The sequence below is a fragment of the Neobacillus sp. CF12 genome (assembly GCF_030348765.1).
Taxonomy (GTDB): domain Bacteria; phylum Bacillota; class Bacilli; order Bacillales; family Cytobacillaceae; genus Neobacillus.
Map to the genome: position 1 here is coordinate 4060970 of NZ_JAUCEU010000007.1, position 24378 is coordinate 4085347.

Genomic DNA, 24378 nt, shown 5'->3' on the forward strand with positions numbered 1-24378 from the left:
GGAAACTTTGGTGCAGTAACTGAATTAGTTAGAAAACAGAAAGGAAGGATGCACTTGATTATGAAGGATTGCAAGCTGCCATTGAGGCTGCAAAAGTTTGAGGCACTTTTAAGAAGTGTAGAAGATAATCATTGGCAAAGGTACGAAATATTAAAGGAATACAATAAATGGATGCAAGGCTTTCGCGGAGAGGAATCGGTTATGTTCCATCTAGACCCCATTTCAAACGAAGATTATCGGATTTATCATGATATCCGCCTGCCATTAGGGAAGTATTATTTTCAAATCGATATCCTGCTCACTTGTCCCCGCTTTATACTTGTTATCGAAGTGAAAAATCGGATGAAACATTGGCATTTTGCTAAACTGCTTAATCAAGTAACGGTAGATGGCAAACGAACGAAGAATCCTATCCTCCAAGCAAAAGTGCAATCGACCAAGCTAAAACGTTGGTTAGCAGAACACCATATGACGGACATTCCCATCCTCTATCTTTTTGTAAATAGTAATGAGAAATCAAAAATACACATCGATTATGACCATAAATACAGCAGAAGTGTATGCAACAGCGAGCAATTACTAGAGAAAATTGAGCAAATTGAAAACCAACATAAGATTGAAATCCTAGATGAAAAGGATTTACGAAAAATGAATCGCCTTCTATTGGCTAAAAACACCCCAGACAATACAAATCTCCTTCAACACTTCAAAATGACCTCAGAGGACCTTATGATAGGTGTCCGTTGCAACTCTACCAAGTGCAATTCTCAAATGAGATATCATGCTGGAACATGGACCTGCACAGTGTGCAAAGTGAAATCCAAAACTGCCCACCACCAAAAAGTTTTAGACTATTTCCTTCTCATTAAACATTCTATTACCAACACAGAAGCACGCACACTTCTTCATATAAAATCCCGGAAGATTATCTATCAGCTGCTTGCTGGCATGAATCTACCATGTACAGGGAGTTCAAGGGCAGAGTCTACCACCAAACCAACTACACAATAAAAAACCACCACGCAATCCGCGCAGTGGCTAAATCTTCCTCACAAACTCAAGCATCTTCCCTAACCTCTTAAAACGACCTTTAAACATTGCTCCCCGAATAAAATAAAAGCAAACCAATATCCCTGTAACGTCTTTGACGAGGTCAAACCAGGACGCTGAGCGGTAAGCATAGAAGGATTGGTGAATCTCGTCTGTAAGTCCGTAAAGACCTGCCAGGACGGCACAGAGAACGTTTAGACCTGTGGTGAACGGAGCACGCCGCGTGAGGAAGGCCAAAACTAGCAATACATAGAGGATAGCGAACTCTATTAAATGCAGGGATTCTTTAATGGTACGGTCCAGCCCTGAATCTGGGAGCTCGACGAAGTGATTGGATGGCAGACTCGACATAATCCAAATCGCCGCCATATAGGCAATGGGAAGTAGTCGTAGAACGTATTTCAAAAAATTTTCCTCCTTCATGCATAAAAAAATAAGGTTTATCAAAAAATAAGTAGAAAAAATTTTTTTACTAGTGTATATAATTCTACTTATCTGTTCAGAATGATTGCTGAGGTGATGAAAATGAGAGAGGAAGAAAACAAGCGATCTTCTCAAAGTTCCAGTGTTAAACGCTTTTTCAAAAAGCGTTGGGTATTTCCAGCCATTTATATTGCAAGTGCAGCAATCATTCTGACAGGTGTTCTTTGGTTCCAAGGCAGTGACAACGCAACCGACAAGTACGATTACGAGTCTTCTGACCTAACAGGTAAAAAGAACGATACTCCAGCACTTGAGGTTAACTCAGCTTTAGAGAACTTGAAAATGCCAATCAAGAATCCATTGGATACAGTTGTTAAAATGGAGTTCTATGATGACACCGCAAGTGAAGAAAAACAAGAAGCAGCATTAGTAGTTTACAACAATAACTATGAGCCGCATACAGGTATTGACTACACATCTAAAGATGGCGAAACCTTTGATGTCGTTGCTGCCCTAAGTGGAAAAGTTACGAGTGTGGATGAAGATGCCTTCCTTGGAAATAAGATAGTCATTGAACACGATAAAGGTATTGTAACACAATATCAATCGGTTAAAGATGTGAAGGTTAAGGTTGGCGACAAAGTAAAACAAGGACAAGTTATTGCCATGGCTGGACAAAGCTTGTACCAAGAAGAAGCTGGAACGCATGTACATTTTGAAATCCGTAAAGATGGTATCCCAGTGAATCCAACGAAGTTTTTTAACAAACCAGTAAGTGATTTACAGGAAGAAACTGCAGCGGATGAAAATACAGAAGATAAAAAGAGTCCGAAACAACAAATGATTGAGGACCCTGCTAGTGATGAGTCTGCTCCATCAAAAGAAGAAACTCCTTCTGATGATGAAAAAGCTCCATCCGAAGATGAATCTTCTGAGTCAAAAGATAAAACAAACTCTTAATATGGAACAAAGGGGAAAGGGGAATCTACCTTCCTCTTTTTTTTGCATTTTATGGTAAAATAAAAGGAAAAGGGGGGAGTATTTTGAAAAAAATAATAGGGTTTCTGATCCTGCTTGTGCTGGTGGCAGCAGGCTGCAGCAAGGAACCCAAACCTGAAGACCGTTTAGAATCCTACATAAAACTATGGAATGAACAAAAGTTTGATAAGATGTATGAGTACCTTACAGAAGGTTCCAAAGGGGTAATCTCAAAGGAAGACTTCACCAACCGCTACCAAAAAATCTACGAAGACCTACAAATTACAGACCTCAAGATAACTTTCAAAAAACCAGAAGAAGAAGAACTGGCTAAAGATCAAGACAGTGTCACCTATGATTTTTCCGCGTCCATGAACAGCATTGCTGGAGAAATCCAATTTACTCACAAAGCGAAGATGAAAAAAGAAGAACGTGACAAAGACAATAACTGGTATGTCGATTGGAACACGACATATATTTTTCCAGATTTGAAAGATGGCGACAAAATCGGGATCAGTAATGTGAAGCCAAAGCGCGGGGAAATTTTTGACCGAGCAGATAACCCACTTGCTTATAACGGCCAGGTATTCGAAGTGGGCGTTGTCCCTGGGAAGATGGAGGGGCAGGAAGGACCTGTCATTCAGCAATTGTCCAGCCTGTTAAAAATGACACCCGAGCAAATCAACAAGGCGCTAACCGCCAGTTGGGTGAAGCCAGACTTGTTTGTACCGTTAAAAAAGGTATCGATGGATGATCAAGAACGGATCGCTCAATTAATCGCCTTAGAACCTGTGCAAACCAAAAAGGTGGAGGCCCGAATTTATCCATTTAAAGAATCCGCGGCGCATTTAATCGGCTATGTTGGCTCGATTACCGCAGAAGAACTGGAAAAGGTAAAGGATAAAGGTTATACAAGTACAGACGTCATCGGTAAAAGAGGGCTCGAGGAAGTGTTTGACGAGCAGCTAAAAGGGAAAAGCGGTGTAACAATTACGATTAAAAAGCCTGATGGCAGCAGTGAAATTCTCGCTGAAAAAGCAGTCGAGGATGGTCAAAATCTAAAGCTAACAATTGATATCGAACTGCAAATGAAGATATATAATGAACTTGTGGGTGAGGCAGGCACGGGAGCGGCGATAGACCCGGTAAGCGGTGAAACGCTGGCACTTGTCAGTTCGCCATCGTTTGACCCAAATCAAGCCACCCTAGGCTTTTCTAGTGATGAGTGGAAACAGCTTCAAGAACATCCACAAAAGCCGATGACAGCCAGATTCAATAAGGCGTACGCACCAGGTTCTGTGTTCAAGCCGTTAACTGCATCGATCGGTCTAAGTAACAATACCATTACGACCGAGCAAACGCTGAATATTAGCGGGTTGAAATGGCAAAAAGGGGCATCATGGGGTGATTATTTCGTCACCAGAGTGCATGAAGCCAATTCTGTGAATCTTGAAAAAGCAATGGTCTTCTCCGATAATATTTATTTCGCCCAGACTGCTTTAGGAATCGGAAAGGACCCTTTCACTGCTGCCTTGAAGGAATTTGGCTTTGAAGAGGAATCCGATTATCCATTCCCATTGGAAAAATCAACAATTGGAAATTTAGATAAAGAGATTTCTCTGGCTGACTCCGGCTACGGCCAAGGTCAAATTCAAATGGGCATCGTTCACCTTTTGCAGACCTATACACCATTTGTAAACGGTGGAAATATGGTTAAGCCCAGCTTAATTCAAAACACTGAAAAAAGTGAGAAGAGTGTCGTCTCACCTGAAATTGCCACTACGGTTTCATCGGCTCTTAGAAAGGTCGTCGGTGACAGTGATGGAACGGCGCATTCTGCCAATATCGCTGACTATCCGCTATCAGGAAAAACCGGCACAGCCGAAATCAAAGAAAAGCAAGGGGAAAAAGGAATTGAAAACGGCTGGTTTATTGCCTATAACACAAACACACCGAATGTGATGATTGCCATGATGGTCGAAAATGTCCTTGGCAGAGGCGGCTCTCAAATACCAGTTAAGAAAGTGAAAAATGTGTATATGCAAATAAAATAAAACAAAACAGAAACCAGTTGATGGTTTCTGTTTTTTTGTTAGCGCAAGGATATTTAAACTAGAATGAGAAAAAATACAAATAAAAAGGATTGAGAGCCAAATTGAACCAATATCAACAAGCACGTAGATACAGGGCACATTTATCTCAGTTTACAACATCTGTTCTTCAGATAAAAAACCCATGGGTTGTCGCATTTTTTGCGTTTTCGTATCCAGGATTTGGCCACTTAATGCTGCACCGTTATGTCGCAGGGTTTATTCTAATCCTTTGGGAAATGTTTATTAATGGCAAGGCGAATGTAAATCTTGGAATACTCTATACGCTTACGGGCGATTTTAGCAAAGCAAAGGAAGTTATGGATGAACGATGGCTCATGCTCTATGTAGGAATCTATATGTTTGGAATCTGGGATAGTTACCGGACAACGGTAGACTTAAATAAGCAATGTATATTAGCGGATCGTGAGGACGCCTCCATCCGGCCAAATGCAATGGGTGCTTGGGATATAAATTTTATGGATAAGCGTAAACCCTGGGTCGCCGTTGCTTGGTCCGCCTTATTCCCGGGGTTAGGCCATCTTTATACCCATAAAGTGATTGCCGGATTTTTCATCTTTGCCTACACGGTTGCGATTATGTATTATGGCCATGTTCCAGCAGGAATCCACTACACCATGCTTGGTAAATTCGCTCAAGCGAAAGAGGCAGTAAACATGCAATGGGTCCTTTACCTGCCTTCCATCTATTTTTTTATTCTGTTCGATGCCTATAGTTCAACGATTGATTACAATCGTCTTTTTGAAAAAGAAATGAAGAAATTTTTACGAGAACATTATCAAAAGAAAGAGTTCATCTTTCCTTTTTAAAGAAGTGGGTGGAGTGGATGTTTGTCATTGCTACGTTTGAGAATTCCCTTTATATCGAGTTAGCGATAACCGAACTGGAACAACAAGGAATCTCGAAAGAACTGATATTGGCTGCTCCGCTTGATAAGCGGAAGGAATTAAGAGGTTTATTCGATACAATTCATAAATCAGACGGATTCAGCCTCTTTGACGGACCTGCGATTCTTGGCACCTGTTTGATGCTGCTCGGAGCCATATATGGGTATGTATTGGAATGGGGACCGATTCTGTGGGGAATCATTGGGGCACTTTCAGGATTGCTTTTAGGATTTCTCATTAAAATAATTCTGCTACGAAAATCTCAAAGAGGTAGTAATAACATCACGTCAGAAATTGTCCTTATGGTTCGTTGTGATGAGCATAAATGGGAGAAGGTTGAACAAATATTATGGGACCATTTTGCATTGGGTCTTACGAAAATATAGCGAAGGGTAGACTGCGAAAAACAGCCTACCCTTGTTTTTATTTCCAACCAGCGATTAATTGGTCCGCATCTGAAAGTAATTTAGCTTTCAGACCTTCTTCCACATTGGAGTTCGTAAGATGCTTTTTGAAATCTTCCATGTGTTTCACTGCCTGCTTGGTTTTTCCATCCTTTAACATGTGCTGCACTTGATCCAGGCTATTTTTTAAGACAGATGCTTTTGTCTCAAGAATAACCGTATGTTTCATAGATTGAACACTAGCCGTATAGTCTACACCTGGTGCCTGCAAATTCCCTGCGAGGACTTCTTCTCGGACATCTTCACCTAGGTAGAAGCCGATGTGAGGCGGCTGGTTGTAGGCTGTGTTCTGCCATGCTATTCCATTGCGATAAACATCATCGTGCATGAGGGTATACAGTCGGTACTCCGTTGGAACGGTTGTGCTGAATACTCGAAGTTCTGTATCGTCATTTGTTGGCAGGAGAACCTCTTCACGCCAGTCACCCACAATATCACCCTGCAGCGTTGGAGTGGCTTTTGTTCCATTACTGCTATGAACACCTTCGAAAGCTTTTACCAGTTCAGTTTTACCCGTTGTTTCGTTGTACTCTGAAATTGACGTGTTATCAAGTAATTCATGCTGCAGGTCGCCATCCCAATAAAGGGCAAAGTTTGCAGAAAGGCCAGCATCTCGAGAACTGTCAGCGACTACCTTACCTTGAACATTGTAGATACCGCCGCCTGTTTCAACGGTGTCGCCGCCCCAGCCCCAGAATTCATAACCTGGCTGAGAACTTATGTTGGCAGCCACACCTCGACCTGCATCAACAGAGCCAAAATACGACATCAACGTTTCACCTGTTGCAGCATCGTGTAATTCTAGCGAGGCAACCGCAGGTACCTCATGAACGCCAAATACTTGGAGTCCTTCACGGTCAGGATCAAAAGCACCGACATGTAGCGCATCACCATGTGATCCCGTTTCGCGCTGCATTTTTCCGTCCATGGCATAAATGATGCTGCCATCATGATCAAGCGTTAAACTACCAGCAATGATTTCATCGAAACCATCATTATCGATGTCTGCTGTTGCAAGATTGTGGTTTCCTAAGCTTTTACCAGTGCCAGCCTCGTTCGAATCAAATGTCCATTCTTCAACCAGCTTTCCATTTTTAACACTATAGGCAACAAAGCTTGTTCGTTCATAATAGCCTCGGCCATAAATGGCACTTGGCGTTTTACCGTCTAGATACGCTAAACCGGCTAGGAAACGGTCAGAGCGGTTCTGCCACGTATCGCCCCATGAAGCGCCTTTGTCGTCACCAAGCGGGAATGCATAATCAATCGTATCAATGACTTCTCCTGTTTCGCCGTTGAAGACAGAGATATACTCAGGTCCGCCAATTACGTGACCATTTTCCGCTAACCATTTTCCATTGTCTTCGGGATTACCAATCTGACTTAGAACCTTACTGCTATCGAACTTGCCATCTGTTGCACCATAGGAAGTTGTCCCATCAGCTGTTTTGATAAGGAAATCACTTTTTCCATTGCCGTCAAAATCAGCTACGACAAATTGATGATAATGGGCACCAGAAGTCAAGTTTAGTCCCATATCGATACGCCATAATAGTGTTCCGTCTAATTTATAGGCGTCAAAAATCGTCGGGCCTGTCATTCCTGTTTGCGAACTATCAATCGCGTTGGTTGGATACCATTTGACAATGACTTCGAGTTCGCCATCACCATCTAAGTCGCCAACACTAGAATCATTCACGGTGTATTCGTAATTGCCGGTAGCGGTTGTTCCGCCCTCAGGCTTTTGCATTGGAATCGATAGATAATCTTCACCTAATGCTTTTACATCATTTTTCTCAACAGATTTGCCATTCACTAAGGTTTCTACTGTGTACGTATCGTTCGCTGAACCTTCTGCATCCTGATAGTTTGTGACACTTAGAGCGTCAGAGTTTAATTTTTCGCCATTGCGGTAGACATTAAAAGTCACATCTATCGCATATTCATCGGCAAGTAAACGCCAACTGACAAAGTTTCCATTTTCGGCTTTAAGAGCAACCACGCCTCGATCCAGCCATTCGGTTTGTCTTTCTGTTCCCGGAGGAGTCAGGCGATTGTAGACATAAAGTGTAGCTTCGCGGTTAAAGCTGTTGTCGATTCCTTCCGTTTGTGCAAGGGTACCTTTAAACTCATATACACCTGTACTTTCCGGATTCCATTCTTTCCCAACTGTTCTCCACTCACTTACAGCTACTTCTTTCTTACTATTATCAGCAAGCGTGACGGTTACCGTTTTAGGCAAGCCGATGGAAGTTAGATCAGAAGTAGTTTCATTAACATAGACTTGGTGGTAGCGTAATGGATCTACTTTTGAAATGGTATTACTAGGAATCGGCACATTGTAGACGCCAAAGTTGTCAAGGTATGTAGTCCATGAGTGGTTATTTCCTGATGTCCGAATTCCGACCAGCTTTACGGTCTTAACAGAGCCGTCAAACGCAACGCCTTCTAGGGAAGAAGTGTATTCTTGTGATTCACCGGATGCTTTGTCCTTTAGTGTTAAAACAGCTTGATTTTTGATTAAATCAAAGTGAACACTGACTTCGTACCAAGCCTCCTGGTTGGTGATGAAGGTTTGGGCAGGGGCTTGGCTGCCCGCGAAATACTCGATCGCTTCGGTATTGGTATTGTTTAATGTAAAAATAGTGTTTCCAGTGTTATCCATAATTCGAAGTTCACCAGAATTTTCAAACTGTCGTGAGCCTTTATCATTGTTTTTACCAGGGTACCAGTCTAGTTTGACAAGAATGTCTTTTCCTTTAACGGCAGTTTCTAAATTCTTTGTGGCAACACGGCCGCCAGATGCATTCACGATGGTGTATTGAAGTTTATCGGTCGAGTTTCCTTTAACATCACCCTCATTAATAGAAACAGTTGAATTTGCAGCCGTAAAGCCCCATAGATTGTTTTCTTCAAAGTCAGAGCCATCTGCCAAATTGTAGCCGTCAACAGGTGTAACGGCAGCTGCAGCATATGGAAGACTTGAAAAAACGAGACCTAGTGATAAAGCACTTGCTAAGACTTTCTTTTTTCTTTTACTTTTCCCCACGTTTTACTTCACTCCTTTAATATAAATGACCACGCCGAATATCTTCATAAACAGTGAAAACGGATACAAAAAAGGGCAGTAGTTTCGCCTGTCCTGAGGTTTCGGAACATAGTGGTCTTTGTGTTACTAAAAATACTAGCGCCTCTTGGGACAAACCGTCTAGAACACATTTTTGCAAAAAAAAAGGCCTTGAATCATAAGGCTTTGTCCATGTTTTTGGACTTTTTTTTCGAAGTCGTAATTTTTTGAAAACGATTTCAATTCAGACTTTTGAACGTTGTGAAAATTATTCAGTGGGACTAAAGTCCTGCGGTCAGTTGTGTTCATTTTTTATGGAAAAAGTAGTCTCACTGGCTGGGTGAAACTGATATTTGGTTAAGTCAATTTTTCCCCCAAGTCCAATTTCGACACCTTCGCTTTCGAGCGAAAACAATTGCTCTTGGTAGGATTCGTCGTCTTGGAGGGCGATTTGACCCTGAGCATTTACGACACGGTGCCAAGGAAGGCGATGTTTCCTGCTCATCGAATGCAAGGCGCGGACCACCTGCCTGGCAGCACGAGGACTTCCCGCTTCCCTTGCTATTTGTCCGTAGGTCATGACTTTGCCAGCAGGTATATTTTTAATAATTTCTATGACTTTTTCTGTGAACGGCTGCATAGTTTGATTCCTCTCAATCTTGTTGAATCTATTATATATTATTTTTTTGAAAATTTTCATTCGACATTTGCTACCGACAAATTTATCAAAAAACTACTCTGAGCGGGTTTCTTTTTTTTTTTAAAATCCTTATTTATAGCGGTTTACAGCCTTTTTGCCATTTTGTCGATTTCACGGTTGCGAAGCGTGTTGATGTCTGATTTTTCTAAAAATTAACAAGAAGCCTTGTCCTTATTGGATATTTCGTGCATATTCCCGTATCCAAGCTAATAAAATGGATACAAACCTTTACAAAGAGAGTGTTTGAGGTGAAGAGTCGTTTGAGGCTTTTGTGGATTCAGTTGGGGACATGATTATTCATTGTATGAGCAGAGGGTAGCAGTACTTTCTGGCGCATGAGGGTTAGCTTAGTTTATGCAGCATGCGGTTGCAGTATTTCGTCTTAGTGATAAGCGGGTCTCATTTCGCACTTCTCACATCCAATTTAGGGAGGGCGAGTGGTGTGCACGATTACATCAAAGAGAGAACTATCAAGATTGGAAAGTATATCGTGGAAACGAGAAAAACGGTTCGTGTAATAGCGAAGGAGTTTGGCGTATCCAAAAGTACTGTCCATAAAGATTTAACAGAGAGACTTCCTGAAATAAATCCAGAGCTGGCAAATGAAGTAAAAGAAATTCTAGATTATCATAAATCGATCAGACATCTCCGGGGTGGAGAAGCAACCAAAATGAAGTACCAGAAGGAAGAAAAAGAAGGTGAGGCTGTTAAATAGGCGCACCTTTTGCGAAGGACTCTCTTGCGGCAAAAGAAAAAATGTTTTGAAATGGCCATTTTCAAATGACTTCTTGTGCATTCTAAGGAAGTCGGGGAAAGGGCCATTTTTAATGGTTAAAAAGCAGCATTCTCTTTTTACTACATTTTTTCCGACAAATTTCTACGTTTTTTGTGTAAAAAGTATGGAAATTTTAAGGAATATGGTATTATTAACAATTAGGAAAGTATGACCGTTTCAAGGAGGAAAGAAAAGAGAATGTTTGCTAGAGATATTGGGATTGATTTGGGAACGGCTAACGTATTAATTCACGTAAAAGGCCGTGGAATTGTATTGAATGAGCCTTCTGTGGTTGCAATAGACAAAAATACGAATCGTGTTCTGGCAGTTGGTGAGGAAGCTCGCCGCATGGTCGGACGTACACCTGGAAATATTGTCGCGATCCGCCCATTGAAAGATGGAGTTATCGCTGACTTTGACGTAACAGAAGCAATGTTAAAACATTTTATTAATAAGCTTAACGTGAAAGGCTTTTTATCGAAACCGCGAATTTTGATTTGCTGTCCAACGAACATCACAAGCGTTGAGCAAAAAGCAATTAGAGAAGCGGCGGAAAAAAGCGGCGGTAAGAAGATTTACCTAGAAGAGGAGCCGAAAGTGGCAGCGATTGGCGCGGGAATGGAAATTTTCCAGCCAAGCGGTAACATGGTTGTCGACATCGGCGGCGGAACGACGGATGTAGCGGTCCTTTCAATGGGCGATATTGTTACTTCCTCTTCGATAAAAATGGCCGGCGACAAGTTCGACATGGAAATCCTCAATTACATCAAGCGTGAGTACAAGTTATTGATCGGTGAACGTACATCTGAGAATATTAAAATCAACATTGGAACGGTGTTTCCAGGATCACGCTCGGAAGAAATGGAAATTCGCGGACGTGATATGGTCAGCGGGTTACCGCGCACGATTACCGTTCGTTCAGAAGAAATCGAAGGTGCGTTACGCGAGTCTGTGGCTGTTATCGTTCAAGCGGCAAAGAGCGTGCTTGAGCGCACACCGCCAGAACTATCAGCTGACATCATCGACCGCGGCGTTATCTTAACAGGCGGCGGGGCTCTCCTGCACGGAATCGACGCATTGCTTGCAGATGAATTAAAAGTGCCGGTACTAGTGGCCGAAAATCCAATGGACTGCGTAGCGATTGGTACAGGAATCATGTTAGACAACATCGACCGGATTGCAAAAAGAAAACTTGGATAACAGGTAGGACATCTTACCTTTTAAAAGTCTAATGACCTCAAATCATTGGGCTTTTTTGTTTTTTTGTCACATAAATTTCGCCACTTTTTGCCATGGAAATACTTTTTTATGCAAAAAATGATATCTATTTTCAAATAATTTTATAAAATAGAGTATAATATTAGGTAAAATGAAAAAACAGCAGAAGATTGGGCAAACTAAATGTCCAGTAACGATCGATGGATTTCGGGTAAAAAGGGGAATAAAGAGATGTCAGTAAATCATCTAAACCAGGTGAAGACGAGGGAAGAGTTTAAAAAAGGAAAAGAAGATGAGCGCAATAAGTCTGTAGTAGGGACGACGAACGGGAAAACTTCTAAAGTCCAAAGTGCTGCAAAAGCCCAGAAAGCGGAGTATGCTAAGAAGCGTATTCGGATCCGTCTTATCCCAATTTGGCTTAGAATTGTCCTGTTGATCGTTCTCACAGGGGTTTTTATGCTCGCAGGTGCCGCGGTTGGTTACGGAGTACTCGGAAATGGAAGTGCAGGAGATGTGCTTAAAGGATCTACCTGGACTCATATTATTGATCTAGTTGAAAAAAAATAAACGAGGAAGGGCGTACAAGCCCTTCCTTTTTGTGTAGTTTTAATAGTAAAATGTATATATCTGTTCCTATGAGGAGGTACTAATTATGTTAGATGTGACACAAATTAAAGAAATTATTCCCCATCGTTATCCGTTTTTGCTTGTAGATAAAATTTTAGAAGTAGAAGAAGGCGTTAAGGCTGTTGGAATTAAAAACGTGACAGCAAATGAAGAGTTTTTCAATGGTCATTTTCCTGACTATCCGGTAATGCCAGGTGTGCTAATCGTTGAGGCACTTGCGCAGGTTGGCGCTGTGGCGGTATTGAAAAAGGAAGAAAATCGTGGCAAACTGGCATTTTTTGCTGGAATTGACAGCTGCCGTTTCAAAAAACAAGTGAAACCAGGCGATCAGTTGCGACTTGAAGTCGAAATCGTACGTTTGCGCGGACCTATTGGAAAAGGGAAAGCAGTAGCAACCGTTGATGGCGAAGTCGCCTGCGAAGCTGAAATCACGTTTGCATTAGGAAAATAGTCGGAAAATCTTCCGGTTATTTTTTTTGTAATAGTCCTAAAAAACTTGGGGAAAATAACATAAGACCAGTTAAGAGGTCAATATTTTTCTCATGGAAAGGGGCTTTTACGTTTGAAGAAAAAGCTGTTTTTATTGTTAGCAAGTACTGTCCTATCAGCGCTTATGTTAGCAGGTTGTAATAATAATGATGATGATCAAAATCCGCCGCCGCCAGTTAACGACGAAGTGGATACTCCACTTGACGACGATAACAACTTGGATGGTGACAACAACGGTGATGATGGCTTAAACAACACCAACACTCGTTTTAACGACAATGACAATGACAACAACAATAACGGGTTAAACAACAGAAATACTCGTTATAACAACAACGACCGTAACACCGATACCGACAAAGACATGATCAGAGACAGAAATACCAATCGTGAAGACATCATCGAAGACGACCGTGATATGAACGACCGTGATAACAGGGACGAATAAAAATGTAGGGCAGGCTATAGCGGCCTGCCCTTTTATTAATCATGTTTTATTTTCAATTTCGGTTTACTTTTCATTTTATCTTTAAATTCTTCCAGCAGAGCCTGACCGCCAAGGCCCTTTTCAAGCAGGCTATCGAGCAACAGCTCCGAATAATCACTTCTGTTTCGGCGCAATTGACCTTCGAACAGAACACTCATATGCTTTTCAAATTTGTGAAGCGAAGCAATTCTAGTTTGGAAATAGGCAGGAGTGTTTTCGCGCTTCGAAATGACCGCTTGTACTATCACTTCACGGCTTTGCTCGTGAATACTTTTGAAGTAGTCATAAAGGGATAAATCTGTATAGGCTTCAAGCAGCCAGCTGGCTCGTTCGTTCTCTTTATTGATAATTAATCCATCTTCTAATGGAATTTCCACGGTATCTCCACCATCAACCACTTCCAAAGCGACTAACTTAAAGGTTTTCATCTGCATGACCTCCGGTTATCGATTCTCGAACACTTTTTCTAAATTATAACATAATAGGAATAGAAACAAATGTCGAAAAATATTTGTCGCATTTTGCAATTTAGCCTTATGTTCAAGAATAGGTCTTCCAAACTGTTTTTTTGCATGGGAGAAACTAAGAATTTGGGGCAAAAGGCACTTCGATAATTAAGATTTACTCGTTTTACAGTAAGGCTGCCGAGGGTCTATGATTAAGCCATCAAAAGGAGAGGAGAATATGCATGATTAATCAAGTCACACTTGTTGGAAGACTCACAAAGGATCCTGAATTGCGAAAGACCACGGATGGGCTGCCTGTCACGACTGTGACACTGGCTGTCAGCCGGCAATTTCGGAATCAGCATGGGGAAATTGAGGCAGACTTTGTTCAGTGCACAATTTGGAAAAAAGCCGCAGAAAATACGGTCCAATATTGCCGGAAGGGCTCGGTTGTAGGTGTAACAGGAAGGCTGCACACACGGCATTATGATAACAAAGAGGGAAAGAGGGTTTATATAACAGAGGTGGTGGCCGAGTCCATTCGTTTCTTGGGTGCAAAACCGAGTTATAAGCCAACAGAGCCGCCGCCGGTTACGGTTACGGTTACCAAGGAGGAGCTGCCATTTTGACAAGTCATGATGATGTAGCCACCAGTTTAGAACAGCTGCTTGAAAGTCTAATAAAAATGGTCGGTCGTGCCAATAAGAATAATGATAACCTAAAAAATCAGCTCATTCAGATGAACGAAAACATTGACAGTCTCCAGAAGAGAATCAGCCAGCTAGAATGGATTATGAAAGGGCAGTTAAAGGACGGCCCCTTCAGAAACTACCCCACACATCCGCATACACACACACCATCCGAAATTCACGACCATATCTCAGTACATTTTTGAAAAACGTTTACCGCTATCATTGGATAATTTTTTAAAATACGTCATTCGAAGCCGAAGATATTTCAGATTATTTTTGGTGAAACTAAAATTAGCTCCTATTTCCTTTTTGAAAATTTTCCCCCGATTGTAGAGGTTCCTTTGTTAAAGAAAAACCAGACCTCCAAAATAATCCCCATTTTCCGGCCGAATAGCGCCGGAATTTTTTTATCCATTTTTATGAATAATTTACTCCGGGGCGGGGCAAACTAGTACAAAACCCCCTGTGTTTTATTTTTCAAGGCCGCTGATTATATATCAGCGGCCTACTTTTTTAGATATTTTTATGTTTTTTACTTGCCTTAATTTCGAAGGAAAAAAGGAGTAATGAAATTATTGTCGAATAATATATGTTGATGTAATTAATTGTCTTTTGGGAGGTCATTTTATTGCCAAACTCACTCATATTTATTGGAGAACGACCGAGTTACTTGGAGATGTATATCAAAGGAAAACCAGAGTTCCACGATGCCCTAATACTCTCTAAAAAGTCCCACCATCTATCTTCAAACCTGTCCTACCATTCTATTCCTCTACACCAATCACGAGTTACCTTCCACATCCGTGAAAATAACTCACAATTTAAATGTCACCACCTGTCACTACAATTGATCGAAGGAGAGAAACAGCTTTCCGAGGAAGATGCCTACGAAATCTTCACGAGTTTTGCGGTAATGGAAGACGACAAAGTCGCCATTCTAATGCTTCCAGGAAGAAAAAGAATTAAAAACAGAGAGAAAATAGAGCCGAGGGTTTTGACTGCTAGGGAGAAGTTGGAGATCTAGATAAAAATTTATGTAAAGAACTTTCCACCAAACTTCTAAAAAGTAGTGGAAGTCAGATATAATTAGAACGAACTTAATAAATGGGGTGAAAGCGATAAATATGCTAAATCTTGCTGCAGTTGGCTTGCCTTTGGTTATTTTTATCATTGTATTAATTGGATTTTTCAGGATGTTTGTATTAAAGAAAAATATTACCGCGAATTACACACCATTTGATGAAATTACAGGGCAATCACCAATCGTTTTCCACCAAGAGCATGAGGTAATCGCTGAGGATGAGGACCAGGGCGATGGGGAAAAGCAAAACAAATATAAAACATAACAGTGAATTTTATAGCAAAATTAAGGGTTTCGGTGATTCCGAAACCCTTTTCCTGTTTAAGCGTTCGGACACATAATTAGCTAACTTAAGATTACACTAATTATTTCACATTTTAGACAAAAACACTCCTAAATTAACCTGTTTCCCGTTTCTTTGCGCGTGCTATTCCCCTACAAGTGAAGCTATCAAATCGCGTAATATTACAATTACAACACGACTGTCCACTCCACACGGACAAAAAGGGCAAAATGTCCACGAGTGGTGACAGGCACCGAGGAAAACGCCTATATTATACATCTGTTTACATTGTTTTCCTCTGTTATATGACAAATTGTGATAGAGTTTTAATATTTTTGTAATATTACTGGTACATTTTCATGGTATAAATAGATTAATAGAGAAGGGGGAAACCGTATGCAACTTTTAAGGCGTATGATTTTCATGGTTCTAACATGCGTAATATTGGTGTCAGGTACCGTTGTGGCACATGCACAATCAAGTAAGGAAGCTTTACATAGTGTGGAGCAAGAGCTTGAACAAAAGGCAAATGAGAAGAACTCTATTAACAATGAAATTGAAAAGATTAAAAAAGAGATGGAATCTTTACAATCTTATATAACCCAAAATAGAGAAGCGATGGCTGAAACTCAAAAGAGAATCGCTGCAACTCAAGAAATGATTGAGAAGAAAAAAGAGGAAATTGTGGTCCTTCAGGATAAAATTCATAACCGTAAGGATGTTATGAAAAATAGATTAGTGGCATTACAAGAAGATGACAAGCTGAATGTAGTGATTAATGTAATCTTAGAATCAAAAAGCGTGGCAGATCTTATTCAACGTGCGAGTGCGGTTTCTACTCTAATTAGCGCAGATAATGATATTATCACTGATCAGGAAAATGACCTTAAACAAATTGAAGAAGATAAAAAAGAAATTGCTAAGCAAGAAGAAAATTTGGCAGTTGAAAGAGAAAACCTTGTAAAACAGCAAGCTGAACTTAATCTTAATTTACAAAAGAGACAAGAATCCTTAACCGCAATGCAACAAAAATACAGCCAAGTTGACCAACAAATGGCAGGTATTCAAGCAGAGTTAAACGCTGCACAAGAAAAGGTTCGTCAAGAACAAGCAGCAGCGAGCACCATTGCAGCTGCAAGCGCACCTTCAACACCTTCAACTCCAGCACCAACAGGCGTTGAAATGTATGTCACTGCAACCGCATACAGTTGGCAATCTGCAGGAAGTATTACGTACATGGGCTATAATATTAAAGAAAATCCAAATATGAAATTAATTGCGGTTGATCCATCTGTTATTCCACTAGGATCAAAAGTCTGGGTAGAAGGATATGGCGTGGCAATTGCTGGTGATACCGGCGGTGCGATTAAAGGCCATAAAATTGATGTATTAATGCCAAACAATGCACATGCTATCGCATGGGGCAGAAAAACAGTTAAAATCGTCGTTTTAAACTAATAGATGAAAAAAAGAGATCTGACATTACAAAAAATGTTAGATCTCTTTTTTATCATTAGATAAGCTTGCGAAACGATTTCGCCTGCTAAGATAATATGCGCTCATATAAATAGCAATTTGGATGGGAACGGAATAACTATAGCGCCAATTTGTAGGTACATATACACCTAACCAGTCAAAAAATGGTTCTCCCCCATAAGAAGATAGAAGGGCAAAAAAGATAGCCTTATACCAAGGATTAATGGCAGGTTTTATTTGCAGTAATACAAGTATGGCTAAAGGCATTAAGGTAATATCCCAAGGAAAGTAGGTGGGCAGCACAGGAATGACATGATAGTGGTAATGCCAAAGCCCCAACTGATCACCTAAGATGTCTAATACAACCGCAATGGACATGACATAAAAGGCAATATAAAGCAGGCGGTCCGTACTATCCCTTTTCCTAATAACAAACCATAGAATCCAAGGAATAATAGATAATGCCACACCCATCCACCACAAACCAGAAAACAGTACATGGTCCAACCAAATTTGAATCTTCTTATCAATCAACTGTTCAATCTGATTTTGGTTACTATCAATTAGTTTTACAACTTCTTCCTTAGTGGCCATTTGACAACTCCAGAACTTATTACGTTTATACAACTAGTATTTAGCCCACTGCAAATTGTATACGTTTATAACCACGCGCGGTGCCTGTCACCGTTTATACATCAATGTATAATTATCCAATTTATCCTAAATGCACCAACTACCCTAGATACACTAAATCTTTGAGCTCGTCTGTGGAGAGTTCGGTGATCCAGTTTTCGCTTTGGATGATTTGGTCGTTTAGGTGTTGTTTTTTCTCTAGCATGGCGTCGATTTTTTCTTCGAGTGTGCCGGTGCAGATGAGTTTGTGTACGTGTACGAAGCGGGATTGGCCGATCCGGTACGCTCTGTCTGTAGCTTGGTTCTCAACTGCTGGGTTCCACCAGCGGTCATAGTGGATAACGTGGTTGGCTGCCGTTAGGTTCAGCCCGGTTCCTCCCGCTTTCAAAGATAGTAAGAACACAGGGAACTCCTGGTTTTGGAACCTCTCAATCATGTCGTCACGCTGTGTTTTTGGTACACTTCCGTTTAGGAAAGGCACCTCGACACCAAACTTCTTCTTGATGGTCGAACGAATCATTTCTCCCATTTCGATATATTGCGTAAAAATGAGACAACTTTCCCCTGAATCCAATACAGCATCAACGAGATCAACAAGCTTTTCCAATTTATTCGAGCGATCGAGCAACTGTCTTTCGAGTGATTTTTCCTTCAGATAGAGTGCAGGATGATTGCACAGTTGTTTTAAACGGCTGAGCATTTGCAGGATTAATCCCTTGCGCTCAAATCCAGACAACTTTTCAATTTCAGCAAACGTATCGCGGACGAGCTGCTCGTACAAGGAAGCCTGCTCGGTTGTAAGCGGACAGTATTCTTTTTGCTCCTGTTTATCAGGGAGGTTGAGGGCAACTTCTTCATCCTTCTTCGTCCTTCGCAACAGGAATGGACGGATTAAAGACTGAAGTTCATTGACTTTTTCCCTTTTCTCATCCTTTTCAATCGGAATAACAAACTTTTTCTGAAATTGTCCTAAGCTACCTAGATAGCCATGATTGGTAAAATCAAATATCGACCACAACTCAGATAATCGGTTTTCCATTGGCGTACCCGTTAAGGCAATATGATGGCCCCCACGCAGCCTGCGTACCGCCTTTGACTGCTTCGTTCCAGCATTTTTAATATTCTGTGCCTCGTCAATTGAAATCGAACTCCACAGAATGGACTCGAACTCCTCTGAATCCATATGGCTTAACCCATACGAAGTCAGGACAACATCGGCATCCTTAATCTTTTCCTTAAAATCCTCTTCTTTCAATCGGTTAGAACCATAATGCAAATACACATTCATCTCTGGAGCAAAACGTTCCAACTCCTTTTGCCAGTTACCCAGCACAGAGGTCGGACAAATAATCAAAGCCGCCTTAACAGGGGTTTTTTCAGACGTAGTGCCTTTGGTACCTGAACCTTCTTCGGTGACTGTCACCGAAGAAGGGATTGCGCCGATTTCTTCCTTCACCTTCAAGAGGTACGCGATTAGTTGCACTGTTTTTCCAAGCCCCATGTCATCTGCGAGGACAGCACCAAATCCATATTGACGCAGGAACCAGAGCCAACTCATTCCCAGTTGTTGATAAGGGCGAAGTTCTCCTTGAAGACCAGTTGGAACCACTTCCAATGGGATCTCATTCGCTTCAGAAAGCTGTTTAATCATTTTTTTCCACTGACTGTTCAATTCAATTTGAATGCGGGCAAAGGCTTTCGGATTTTCGAGTTCATCTTCCGTTGGAGGAGTCTCAATGAGTTCTTGCTCAAGCAAATCTCTTACGTGTAAGCCCTCTTTCTCAGCACGCTTCATCAGATCCTGAATTTGTCGGATAAAGCCTGGGTCGAGCTTTACCCAGCGGCCGCGAATAAACACCAGTCGTCGTTTTTCTTCAACAAGTTGACTGAATTCATCCTCGGAAAGGTCGACTCCATTCATGGAAAAGCGCCAGTTGAAATCAAGCATTGCCTGCAGCCCAACAAAAGAAGGGCGGTGGCTGGAGGATCCTTTTAAGGCTGCTTTTACTTTCAAATTGGCATTCTTCATTGCCTGCCACCAGGATGGGAGAAGAATTTCAACGTCCAAAGCGACTAGAGTTTCACTGGCCTCAGTCAAAAACATCCATGCTTCTTCCTCTGTAAGCCCGGACTTCAATGTCATTCCGTCCTCACTTAGCCAGGGGATTAGCCTAGCCCAGCGCCCTTGTTCAGTGTCAACTCTCTCTAAAAATGGTTTCCACCGTGCAGGAAGTTTGGCTTCTAAGCTATAAACATCATCGATATTTTTCTTTGCGCGTAAAAAGACATCAAGATTCCAAGGACCTTCACCATCAAGCGGTTCTTCTAATTTCAGACCGATGGTGAAAGGAGTGTCGCTTTCCTTAATACCAACCCATTCAAGCCAGCTATCCTCATCAAAATACCTTGCCAGTTCAGCACCAGAAATATTTTGTTTTCTAAGCAAGGCTAGCTTTGGACCGAACAACTCCTTCATGGAAGAGTTTCTTGTTAGGTAGGCATCTAGCGCATCATCGTATAAATCGGAAATAAATTGTTGGACGGTTTCAGATGCTTCCTCATTTGGATCGACTTCCTGATCCCAAAAGGAAGGGTCGAACTCATCTACAACCCGAACAGGGAGCTGCCAACGGAACTCGCCGTTCTCCCAAACCGTAAAGTCCGGAAGCCAGTCTTTCTCGAGAATCCCTTCATGAAGGGCGTGAGCGGCTGCTAAACAAATTTCCGATTGGTCACTCCAGTCCCAGTCAATAAATCGATTGAAAGACTCCTTTGCAAAAAGAGAGACAAGGTGCCAGCCGGTAACGACGACACCATCTATGCCACCCACAGATTCCGTCTCCAGGAGCGTGCCAAAAAAGCTCTCATCATGACGGCTGAATAACACATTCTTCCATTCAGAAGGAGGCAAACCATCCCCATGCTCATCCTCTGCAGCCAAAAAATAGCGCCCATCCTCCAATTTAATTGTCAGAAGCTTAATAAATCTAGTTTTCAGCATCGTAATGTAACTCCTTTTTGTTGAGTGGGGGACTAAATTTTAGATTTTGGATTGGATTTCGGGTTTTGAATTTCCAGATAATGTCTAAGTGTACAAAACCCCACAAAAAATGTACAAAACCATAGACAGTGCCTTTCACCGCATCCAACTGTCCGCCTGAGGTGGACAGTGTCCACGGGCGGTGCCTGTCACCACAGAAAGACACTGTCCACGAGCGGTGACAGGCACCACATTGGGCACCACATTGTTTTCACCGCTATATTGTCACCAAACCCTTTATTCTTCTATGAGTTTGCTCCGTTTGCATTCTTCGTGGAAGGCGCGGAGTCTTTTGGTTTTGTCCATTAGGGTGTCGAGGTAGTATTGCCAGTCGTCGACTCGTTTTAGTTTTTTGTATAGGGTCCGCAGTTTTTTTAGGTGCCGGACGGCTGCTTTGTAGCTGGAACGATTTTTTTGATTGATTTCGTTTAGCGCAGATTGATGCAGCATGCCAAGCAGCACTTCTGGTTTTTCCTTTTCAATCACCTTGACGCGCTCTCTTGGCAGGTCATGGAAGTTCCAGCCCATAAACGCCTGGAGGTCTCCCCATTTGTCGTACTGCTTGCGCTCAAAGAGCATAAATTCATATTCTGTATAACTGTATGGCAATGTCGCCAGCATCGTGCGTTCGTACAATTCTACTTTCCCGTTTTCAGACACATACGGGCTAATTGCCTTAAGTGCCGAGCGGGTAAAGGAAGCACAGGAATGATAGGTCTGCAAAAAATCCAAATAGCCTTTCAATTTGGCGGTAAACACTTCGATTAGCGGTCCAACACGTTTCCACGTTTTCGTCTGTGACAATAGGTCGATCCAATGGAGCAGATAAGGTGTGATGACTTTATCGTCGATTTTACTAATTAAATCTAATGCTAATTCATCCTTTTGTTGCAAAAAGCTAATATGTATTCCAGCAATCATGAGCGGAGTCGGATTCTCCCATTCCTTTAAGGACTTCAGTCGATCATTAATCCGTAAGATTTCTTGCTCACGCCATTCTTTCTTTTTAAAAAGGTTTGTCCAGAGCAGCCGGTAAAGATAGACCCGTTCCTGTTCCAATCCTGTTGACGCGGTTAACAGTTCAAACACTTCGTCCTTTAATTGTAAAATAAACTCGTCGAAGTCAAACGGCAGCGATTGATAACCAATTTTCAACACGAGCTCGTCTGCATCCTCGATTAAATTATGGAATACAGAGAGATAGGCGCGCCTGACAACGTCCTCAGCAAATCCTGATTCTTCTGTCAGCACGGCAAGCTTTTTAAACGATACAACAATCCCGACCATCTCATATAGCAGGCGCCATTCTTGCTCGACAGGAGAGCTCGCCTTAATCCGCCGTTCGTAAATGTTGAAAAGCTCAGCAATAATAAAAGGGCTCGAATATTTTTTTGAATTCAGAATCGTATCGAAACTCACTTCGAAGGATTCAACCCAGCGCCGGTAATCAGGCTTCATCACCCCGTTCGCCTTAATCAAATCTTTTGCCTTTTGGAGTCCCCAGTTTGCTACGTCATTCTTTTCTTTCATCGGTTCCCGCCACTCAGTAACCCAATCAGCGACACTGCCCACCCTCGAATAAGCAGCAAAAAACACAGCCATCTGATGGCGGCACAATCCCTCGTTTGGGCATGTACAGCTGCTAGACGACAAACGTGCAAAATTTAATTTCACATAGCAAGGCGTCACGTCCTGTACCATAGCGGTAATTTGGGCATTCCATATTTGTAATTGCTTGACCATCCCTTGCCGGAATAGCATTAAACCCTTTTGAACGAGTTTAACATCATCTGCAGCATGCGGATGCAGCAAATCTTTAATCTCCTCAGCGAGAAGTTCAATCCGGTCATTAGCAGTCGTTGACCCCAAAGCCACGACCCCCTTTATTAGAAAAATCCATATTCCTATATTATACCCAAAAATTGGCCATTAGAGGAGAGAAAAAGGGATTTCTATTCAAAGCAGGCATTTTTTAAAATAAATGTGTTTTCAAAACAGCTTTTTACGTGCCATATAAAAAAATCCAGGCATTTTTCAGATGCCTGGATTTTAGGTGTTGTCCGCTTCCGTTTTGACCGTAGTTGTTTGTCCAATTTGTTGTGAAACATATTCAAACAAGTGATTGAGATATTTTGTGAGTTCGAAGCCTTCTTCATTAGCAAATTGTGATAATAGCAATTTAGATTCTTCCATTATACGTTCCCCCTTAATATTACTTTCTATCCTCATTCTTACCAATCTATCATTCTCTTATACATACAAAAATTGTATGGTTCCATTTAACCGATTGCTTATTATTCTGCTATAACCAAAATACCAAATTCTGTGAATCTTTACATAAAACCCCCACAAAGTGGTGTGGAAAAGATAATATATGGGTAAGAGAGGATGAGCACAATGAGACTGAGAACTGAGTATAAATCCCCATATGCAGCAGCAGTGTGGTCCATGGTTTTACCGGGATTTGGACAATTTTACAACAAAGATTACATCATTGGTTTCGTATTGATTGGCTTTGAATTTCTTATTAATTTATACTCAAACCTAAATCTAGCACTCGTATACTCATTTACGGGCGATTTCGACAGAGCACACAGTGTGATTGATTACAGATGGGGAATGTTTTACCCCTCTTTATATGCTTTTGCAATCTGGCAGGCGTTTAATGCAGCAAAGTCACACAATGCCAAAGCCCTCGGCAGTACGATGAAACAAAGAAGCTACTATACTGGTTTCTTCATTGGTTTGGTATTGGGCATGGATCTTGGACTGTTTTGGCATGATTTTGCATTTTTTAACCAATTTAAGGTTCTTAGTATCTTGAATCTGCCTGTTTTTAGCGGACTTTCCTTCGGCCTGTTGCTTGGTATTCTTGGGAACTATCTGGAAAAAACATTTTATCGAAAAAGAAAGGCAGCAAAAGCATTGATCTAGAAGAATTATTGGAGGTAGGCCATTTTCAAGTTCATCAGTTTCTCGCCCCAACGGGTCCTTTGGGCAGAATATATTTCTACAATCCAGTAACATCGTCTTGTCCCATACAAGGTATGTCCACAACAGAGAATTTGTCACGGCGGTCAACGCAAAAACCAGCCCCGGCATGACCGGGACTGATAAAATTTTTATCATAATTGTATTGCTGCCTCAGATTCTTCGGTAACCCCTTGTTCATGTGTCTCTACATCCTTAGCGAACCGCTCTAACCCCCCTGTAGCACAAAACAAAACAAGCGCAATAAACAATGCAATTAAAACTCTTTTCATCGAATGGTCCCCCAGTTGTTTCCTTTTTGTCTCTACTCATTTAGACGTTAGAAATTGGAAATTAGTTCCATAAAACCGCTTGACAAAATTCGCAGGAAAAATATTTCATGCAGGTTGCTTTTAGTAAATGGCTATGATATAGTACTTTTTGTGTAAATGACCAAATTAGTTTTTTAGTCAGTTTCTTA

Annotated in this window: 25 protein-coding genes; 16 read left to right on the forward strand and 9 right to left on the reverse strand. The window is 41.5% G+C overall.

Going from position 1 to position 24378, the window contains the following annotated elements:
* Positions 1-60: 60 nt before the first annotated feature.
* A complete protein-coding gene (locus QUG14_RS19435; protein WP_289342089.1) occupies positions 61-1011 on the forward strand; it encodes a nuclease-related domain-containing protein in 951 nt (316 codons plus the stop codon).
* Between the two features lie 27 nt (positions 1012-1038).
* On the opposite strand, the gene QUG14_RS19440 is transcribed toward QUG14_RS19435, so the two are convergent.
* A complete protein-coding gene (locus QUG14_RS19440; RefSeq protein ID WP_289342090.1) occupies positions 1039-1455 on the reverse strand; it encodes a VanZ family protein in 417 nt (138 codons plus the stop codon).
* Between the two features lie 120 nt (positions 1456-1575).
* Here QUG14_RS19440 and spoIIQ point away from each other — a divergent pair, with 120 nt between their 5' ends.
* From spoIIQ to QUG14_RS19460, 4 genes are all read left to right on the forward strand, one after another.
* Positions 1576-2433, forward strand: a complete 858-nt coding sequence (gene spoIIQ, locus QUG14_RS19445) for a stage II sporulation protein SpoIIQ (RefSeq protein WP_289342091.1) — start codon at positions 1576-1578, stop codon at positions 2431-2433.
* An 83-nt stretch (positions 2434-2516) separates the two neighbouring features.
* On the forward strand, positions 2517-4505 hold the full coding sequence (locus QUG14_RS19450; protein ID WP_289342092.1) for a penicillin-binding transpeptidase domain-containing protein: 1989 nt from the start codon (positions 2517-2519) through the stop codon (positions 4503-4505).
* Between the two features lie 101 nt (positions 4506-4606).
* Positions 4607-5371 (forward strand): hypothetical protein, encoded by a 765-nt coding sequence (locus tag QUG14_RS19455; protein WP_289342093.1) that lies wholly within the window; start codon positions 4607-4609, stop codon positions 5369-5371.
* 17 nt (positions 5372-5388) lie between these two features.
* Positions 5389-5835, forward strand: a complete 447-nt coding sequence (locus tag QUG14_RS19460; RefSeq protein WP_289342094.1) for a hypothetical protein — start codon at positions 5389-5391, stop codon at positions 5833-5835.
* 37 nt (positions 5836-5872) lie between these two features.
* Here QUG14_RS19460 and QUG14_RS19465 read toward each other — a convergent pair whose 3' ends face one another.
* Positions 5873-8962 (reverse strand): rhamnogalacturonan lyase family protein, encoded by a 3090-nt coding sequence (locus QUG14_RS19465; protein ID WP_289342095.1) that lies wholly within the window; start codon positions 8960-8962, stop codon positions 5873-5875.
* Between the two features lie 313 nt (positions 8963-9275).
* Positions 9276-9620: an MGMT family protein gene (locus QUG14_RS19470; protein ID WP_289342096.1), complete on the reverse strand. Its 345-nt coding sequence runs from the start codon at positions 9618-9620 to the stop codon at positions 9276-9278.
* Between the two features lie 502 nt (positions 9621-10122).
* On the opposite strand from QUG14_RS19470, the gene spoIIID reads away from it, so the two are divergent.
* The 5 genes from spoIIID (at position 10123) to QUG14_RS19495 (ending at position 13237) form a co-directional block, all read left to right on the forward strand.
* Positions 10123-10395 carry a sporulation transcriptional regulator SpoIIID gene (gene spoIIID, locus QUG14_RS19475; protein WP_007086083.1) on the forward strand — a complete coding sequence of 91 codons (273 nt, stop codon included), beginning with the start codon at positions 10123-10125 and terminating at the stop codon, positions 10393-10395.
* Positions 10396-10653: 258 nt separating this feature from the next.
* A complete protein-coding gene (mreB, locus tag QUG14_RS19480) occupies positions 10654-11655 on the forward strand; it encodes a rod shape-determining protein (protein ID WP_251635935.1) in 1002 nt (333 codons plus the stop codon).
* Positions 11656-11904: 249 nt separating this feature from the next.
* Positions 11905-12240 carry a DNA-directed RNA polymerase subunit beta gene (locus QUG14_RS19485; protein WP_289342097.1) on the forward strand — a complete coding sequence of 112 codons (336 nt, stop codon included), beginning with the start codon at positions 11905-11907 and terminating at the stop codon, positions 12238-12240.
* Positions 12241-12325: 85 nt separating this feature from the next.
* Entirely contained in the window at positions 12326-12751 is a 426-nt protein-coding gene (fabZ, locus tag QUG14_RS19490; RefSeq protein ID WP_289342098.1) for a 3-hydroxyacyl-ACP dehydratase FabZ, read from the forward strand.
* Positions 12752-12862: 111 nt separating this feature from the next.
* The gene (locus QUG14_RS19495) at positions 12863-13237 is read left to right on the forward strand and encodes a hypothetical protein (RefSeq protein ID WP_289342099.1); all 375 of its coding nucleotides are present in this window, start codon (positions 12863-12865) and stop codon (positions 13235-13237) included.
* A gap of 35 nt (positions 13238-13272) precedes the next feature.
* Here QUG14_RS19495 and QUG14_RS19500 read toward each other — a convergent pair whose 3' ends face one another.
* Entirely contained in the window at positions 13273-13704 is a 432-nt protein-coding gene (locus tag QUG14_RS19500) for a YwpF family protein (protein WP_289342100.1), read from the reverse strand.
* A 260-nt stretch (positions 13705-13964) separates the two neighbouring features.
* On the opposite strand from QUG14_RS19500, the gene QUG14_RS19505 reads away from it, so the two are divergent.
* From QUG14_RS19505 to QUG14_RS19525, 5 genes are all read left to right on the forward strand, one after another.
* Positions 13965-14351, forward strand: a complete 387-nt coding sequence (locus tag QUG14_RS19505; RefSeq protein ID WP_289342101.1) for a single-stranded DNA-binding protein — start codon at positions 13965-13967, stop codon at positions 14349-14351.
* Positions 14348-14617 (forward strand): hypothetical protein, encoded by a 270-nt coding sequence (locus QUG14_RS19510; protein ID WP_289342102.1) that lies wholly within the window; start codon positions 14348-14350, stop codon positions 14615-14617. Before QUG14_RS19505 ends, QUG14_RS19510 begins: the two co-directional genes overlap by 4 nt.
* A 425-nt stretch (positions 14618-15042) precedes the next feature.
* Positions 15043-15438 carry a hypothetical protein gene (locus QUG14_RS19515; RefSeq protein ID WP_289342103.1) on the forward strand — a complete coding sequence of 132 codons (396 nt, stop codon included), beginning with the start codon at positions 15043-15045 and terminating at the stop codon, positions 15436-15438.
* A 100-nt stretch (positions 15439-15538) separates the two neighbouring features.
* Positions 15539-15760 carry a DUF3951 domain-containing protein gene (locus QUG14_RS19520; protein ID WP_353961078.1) on the forward strand — a complete coding sequence of 74 codons (222 nt, stop codon included), beginning with the start codon at positions 15539-15541 and terminating at the stop codon, positions 15758-15760.
* A gap of 414 nt (positions 15761-16174) precedes the next feature.
* The gene (locus QUG14_RS19525) at positions 16175-17236 is read left to right on the forward strand and encodes a 3D domain-containing protein (RefSeq protein ID WP_289342104.1); all 1062 of its coding nucleotides are present in this window, start codon (positions 16175-16177) and stop codon (positions 17234-17236) included.
* Positions 17237-17272: 36 nt separating this feature from the next.
* On the opposite strand, the gene QUG14_RS19530 is transcribed toward QUG14_RS19525, so the two are convergent.
* The 4 genes from QUG14_RS19530 to QUG14_RS19545 all read right to left on the reverse strand — a co-directional run bounded on the left by QUG14_RS19530 (position 17273) and on the right by QUG14_RS19545 (position 23120).
* Positions 17273-17848 (reverse strand): CBO0543 family protein, encoded by a 576-nt coding sequence (locus QUG14_RS19530; RefSeq protein WP_289342105.1) that lies wholly within the window; start codon positions 17846-17848, stop codon positions 17273-17275.
* Between the two features lie 139 nt (positions 17849-17987).
* Complete coding sequence (locus QUG14_RS19535) at positions 17988-20888, reverse strand: DEAD/DEAH box helicase (protein ID WP_289342106.1); 2901 nt, start codon at positions 20886-20888, stop codon at positions 17988-17990.
* A gap of 276 nt (positions 20889-21164) precedes the next feature.
* On the reverse strand, positions 21165-22796 hold the full coding sequence (locus QUG14_RS19540) for an SWIM zinc finger family protein (protein WP_289342107.1): 1632 nt from the start codon (positions 22794-22796) through the stop codon (positions 21165-21167).
* Between the two features lie 180 nt (positions 22797-22976).
* A complete protein-coding gene (locus QUG14_RS19545; protein WP_289342108.1) occupies positions 22977-23120 on the reverse strand; it encodes a hypothetical protein in 144 nt (47 codons plus the stop codon).
* 204 nt (positions 23121-23324) lie between these two features.
* On the opposite strand from QUG14_RS19545, the gene QUG14_RS19550 reads away from it, so the two are divergent.
* Positions 23325-23861 (forward strand): DUF5683 domain-containing protein, encoded by a 537-nt coding sequence (locus QUG14_RS19550; RefSeq protein WP_289342109.1) that lies wholly within the window; start codon positions 23325-23327, stop codon positions 23859-23861.
* Positions 23862-24052: 191 nt separating this feature from the next.
* On the opposite strand, the gene QUG14_RS19555 is transcribed toward QUG14_RS19550, so the two are convergent.
* Positions 24053-24190, reverse strand: coding sequence for a hypothetical protein (locus tag QUG14_RS19555; protein WP_289342110.1), 138 nt, complete (start codon positions 24188-24190; stop codon positions 24053-24055).
* Positions 24191-24378: the final 188 nt, after the last annotated feature.

Excerpts from the sequence above, each read along its gene's own strand:
- QUG14_RS19435 (WP_289342089.1), top strand. The coding sequence starts at position 61 with ATGAAGGATTGCAAGCTGCCATTGAGGCTGCAAAAGTTTGAGGCACTT.
- spoIIQ (WP_289342091.1), top strand. The coding sequence starts at position 1,576 with ATGAGAGAGGAAGAAAACAAGCGATCTTCTCAAAGTTCCAGTGTTAAA.
- QUG14_RS19460 (WP_289342094.1), top strand. The coding sequence starts at position 5,389 with ATGTTTGTCATTGCTACGTTTGAGAATTCCCTTTATATCGAGTTAGCG.
- QUG14_RS19470 (WP_289342096.1), bottom strand. The coding sequence starts at position 9,620 with ATGCAGCCGTTCACAGAAAAAGTCATAGAAATTATTAAAAATATACCT.
- mreB (WP_251635935.1), top strand. The coding sequence starts at position 10,654 with ATGTTTGCTAGAGATATTGGGATTGATTTGGGAACGGCTAACGTATTA.
- QUG14_RS19485 (WP_289342097.1), top strand. The coding sequence starts at position 11,905 with ATGTCAGTAAATCATCTAAACCAGGTGAAGACGAGGGAAGAGTTTAAA.
- fabZ (WP_289342098.1), top strand. The coding sequence starts at position 12,326 with ATGTTAGATGTGACACAAATTAAAGAAATTATTCCCCATCGTTATCCG.
- QUG14_RS19500 (WP_289342100.1), bottom strand. The coding sequence starts at position 13,704 with ATGAAAACCTTTAAGTTAGTCGCTTTGGAAGTGGTTGATGGTGGAGAT.
- QUG14_RS19505 (WP_289342101.1), top strand. The coding sequence starts at position 13,965 with ATGATTAATCAAGTCACACTTGTTGGAAGACTCACAAAGGATCCTGAA.
- QUG14_RS19520 (WP_353961078.1), top strand. The coding sequence starts at position 15,539 with ATGCTAAATCTTGCTGCAGTTGGCTTGCCTTTGGTTATTTTTATCATT.
- QUG14_RS19525 (WP_289342104.1), top strand. The coding sequence starts at position 16,175 with ATGCAACTTTTAAGGCGTATGATTTTCATGGTTCTAACATGCGTAATA.
- QUG14_RS19530 (WP_289342105.1), bottom strand. The coding sequence starts at position 17,848 with ATGGCCACTAAGGAAGAAGTTGTAAAACTAATTGATAGTAACCAAAAT.
- QUG14_RS19535 (WP_289342106.1), bottom strand. The coding sequence starts at position 20,888 with ATGCTGAAAACTAGATTTATTAAGCTTCTGACAATTAAATTGGAGGAT.
- QUG14_RS19545 (WP_289342108.1), bottom strand. The coding sequence starts at position 23,120 with ATGGAAGAATCTAAATTGCTATTATCACAATTTGCTAATGAAGAAGGC.
- QUG14_RS19550 (WP_289342109.1), top strand. The coding sequence starts at position 23,325 with ATGAGACTGAGAACTGAGTATAAATCCCCATATGCAGCAGCAGTGTGG.
- QUG14_RS19555 (WP_289342110.1), bottom strand. The coding sequence starts at position 24,190 with ATGAAAAGAGTTTTAATTGCATTGTTTATTGCGCTTGTTTTGTTTTGT.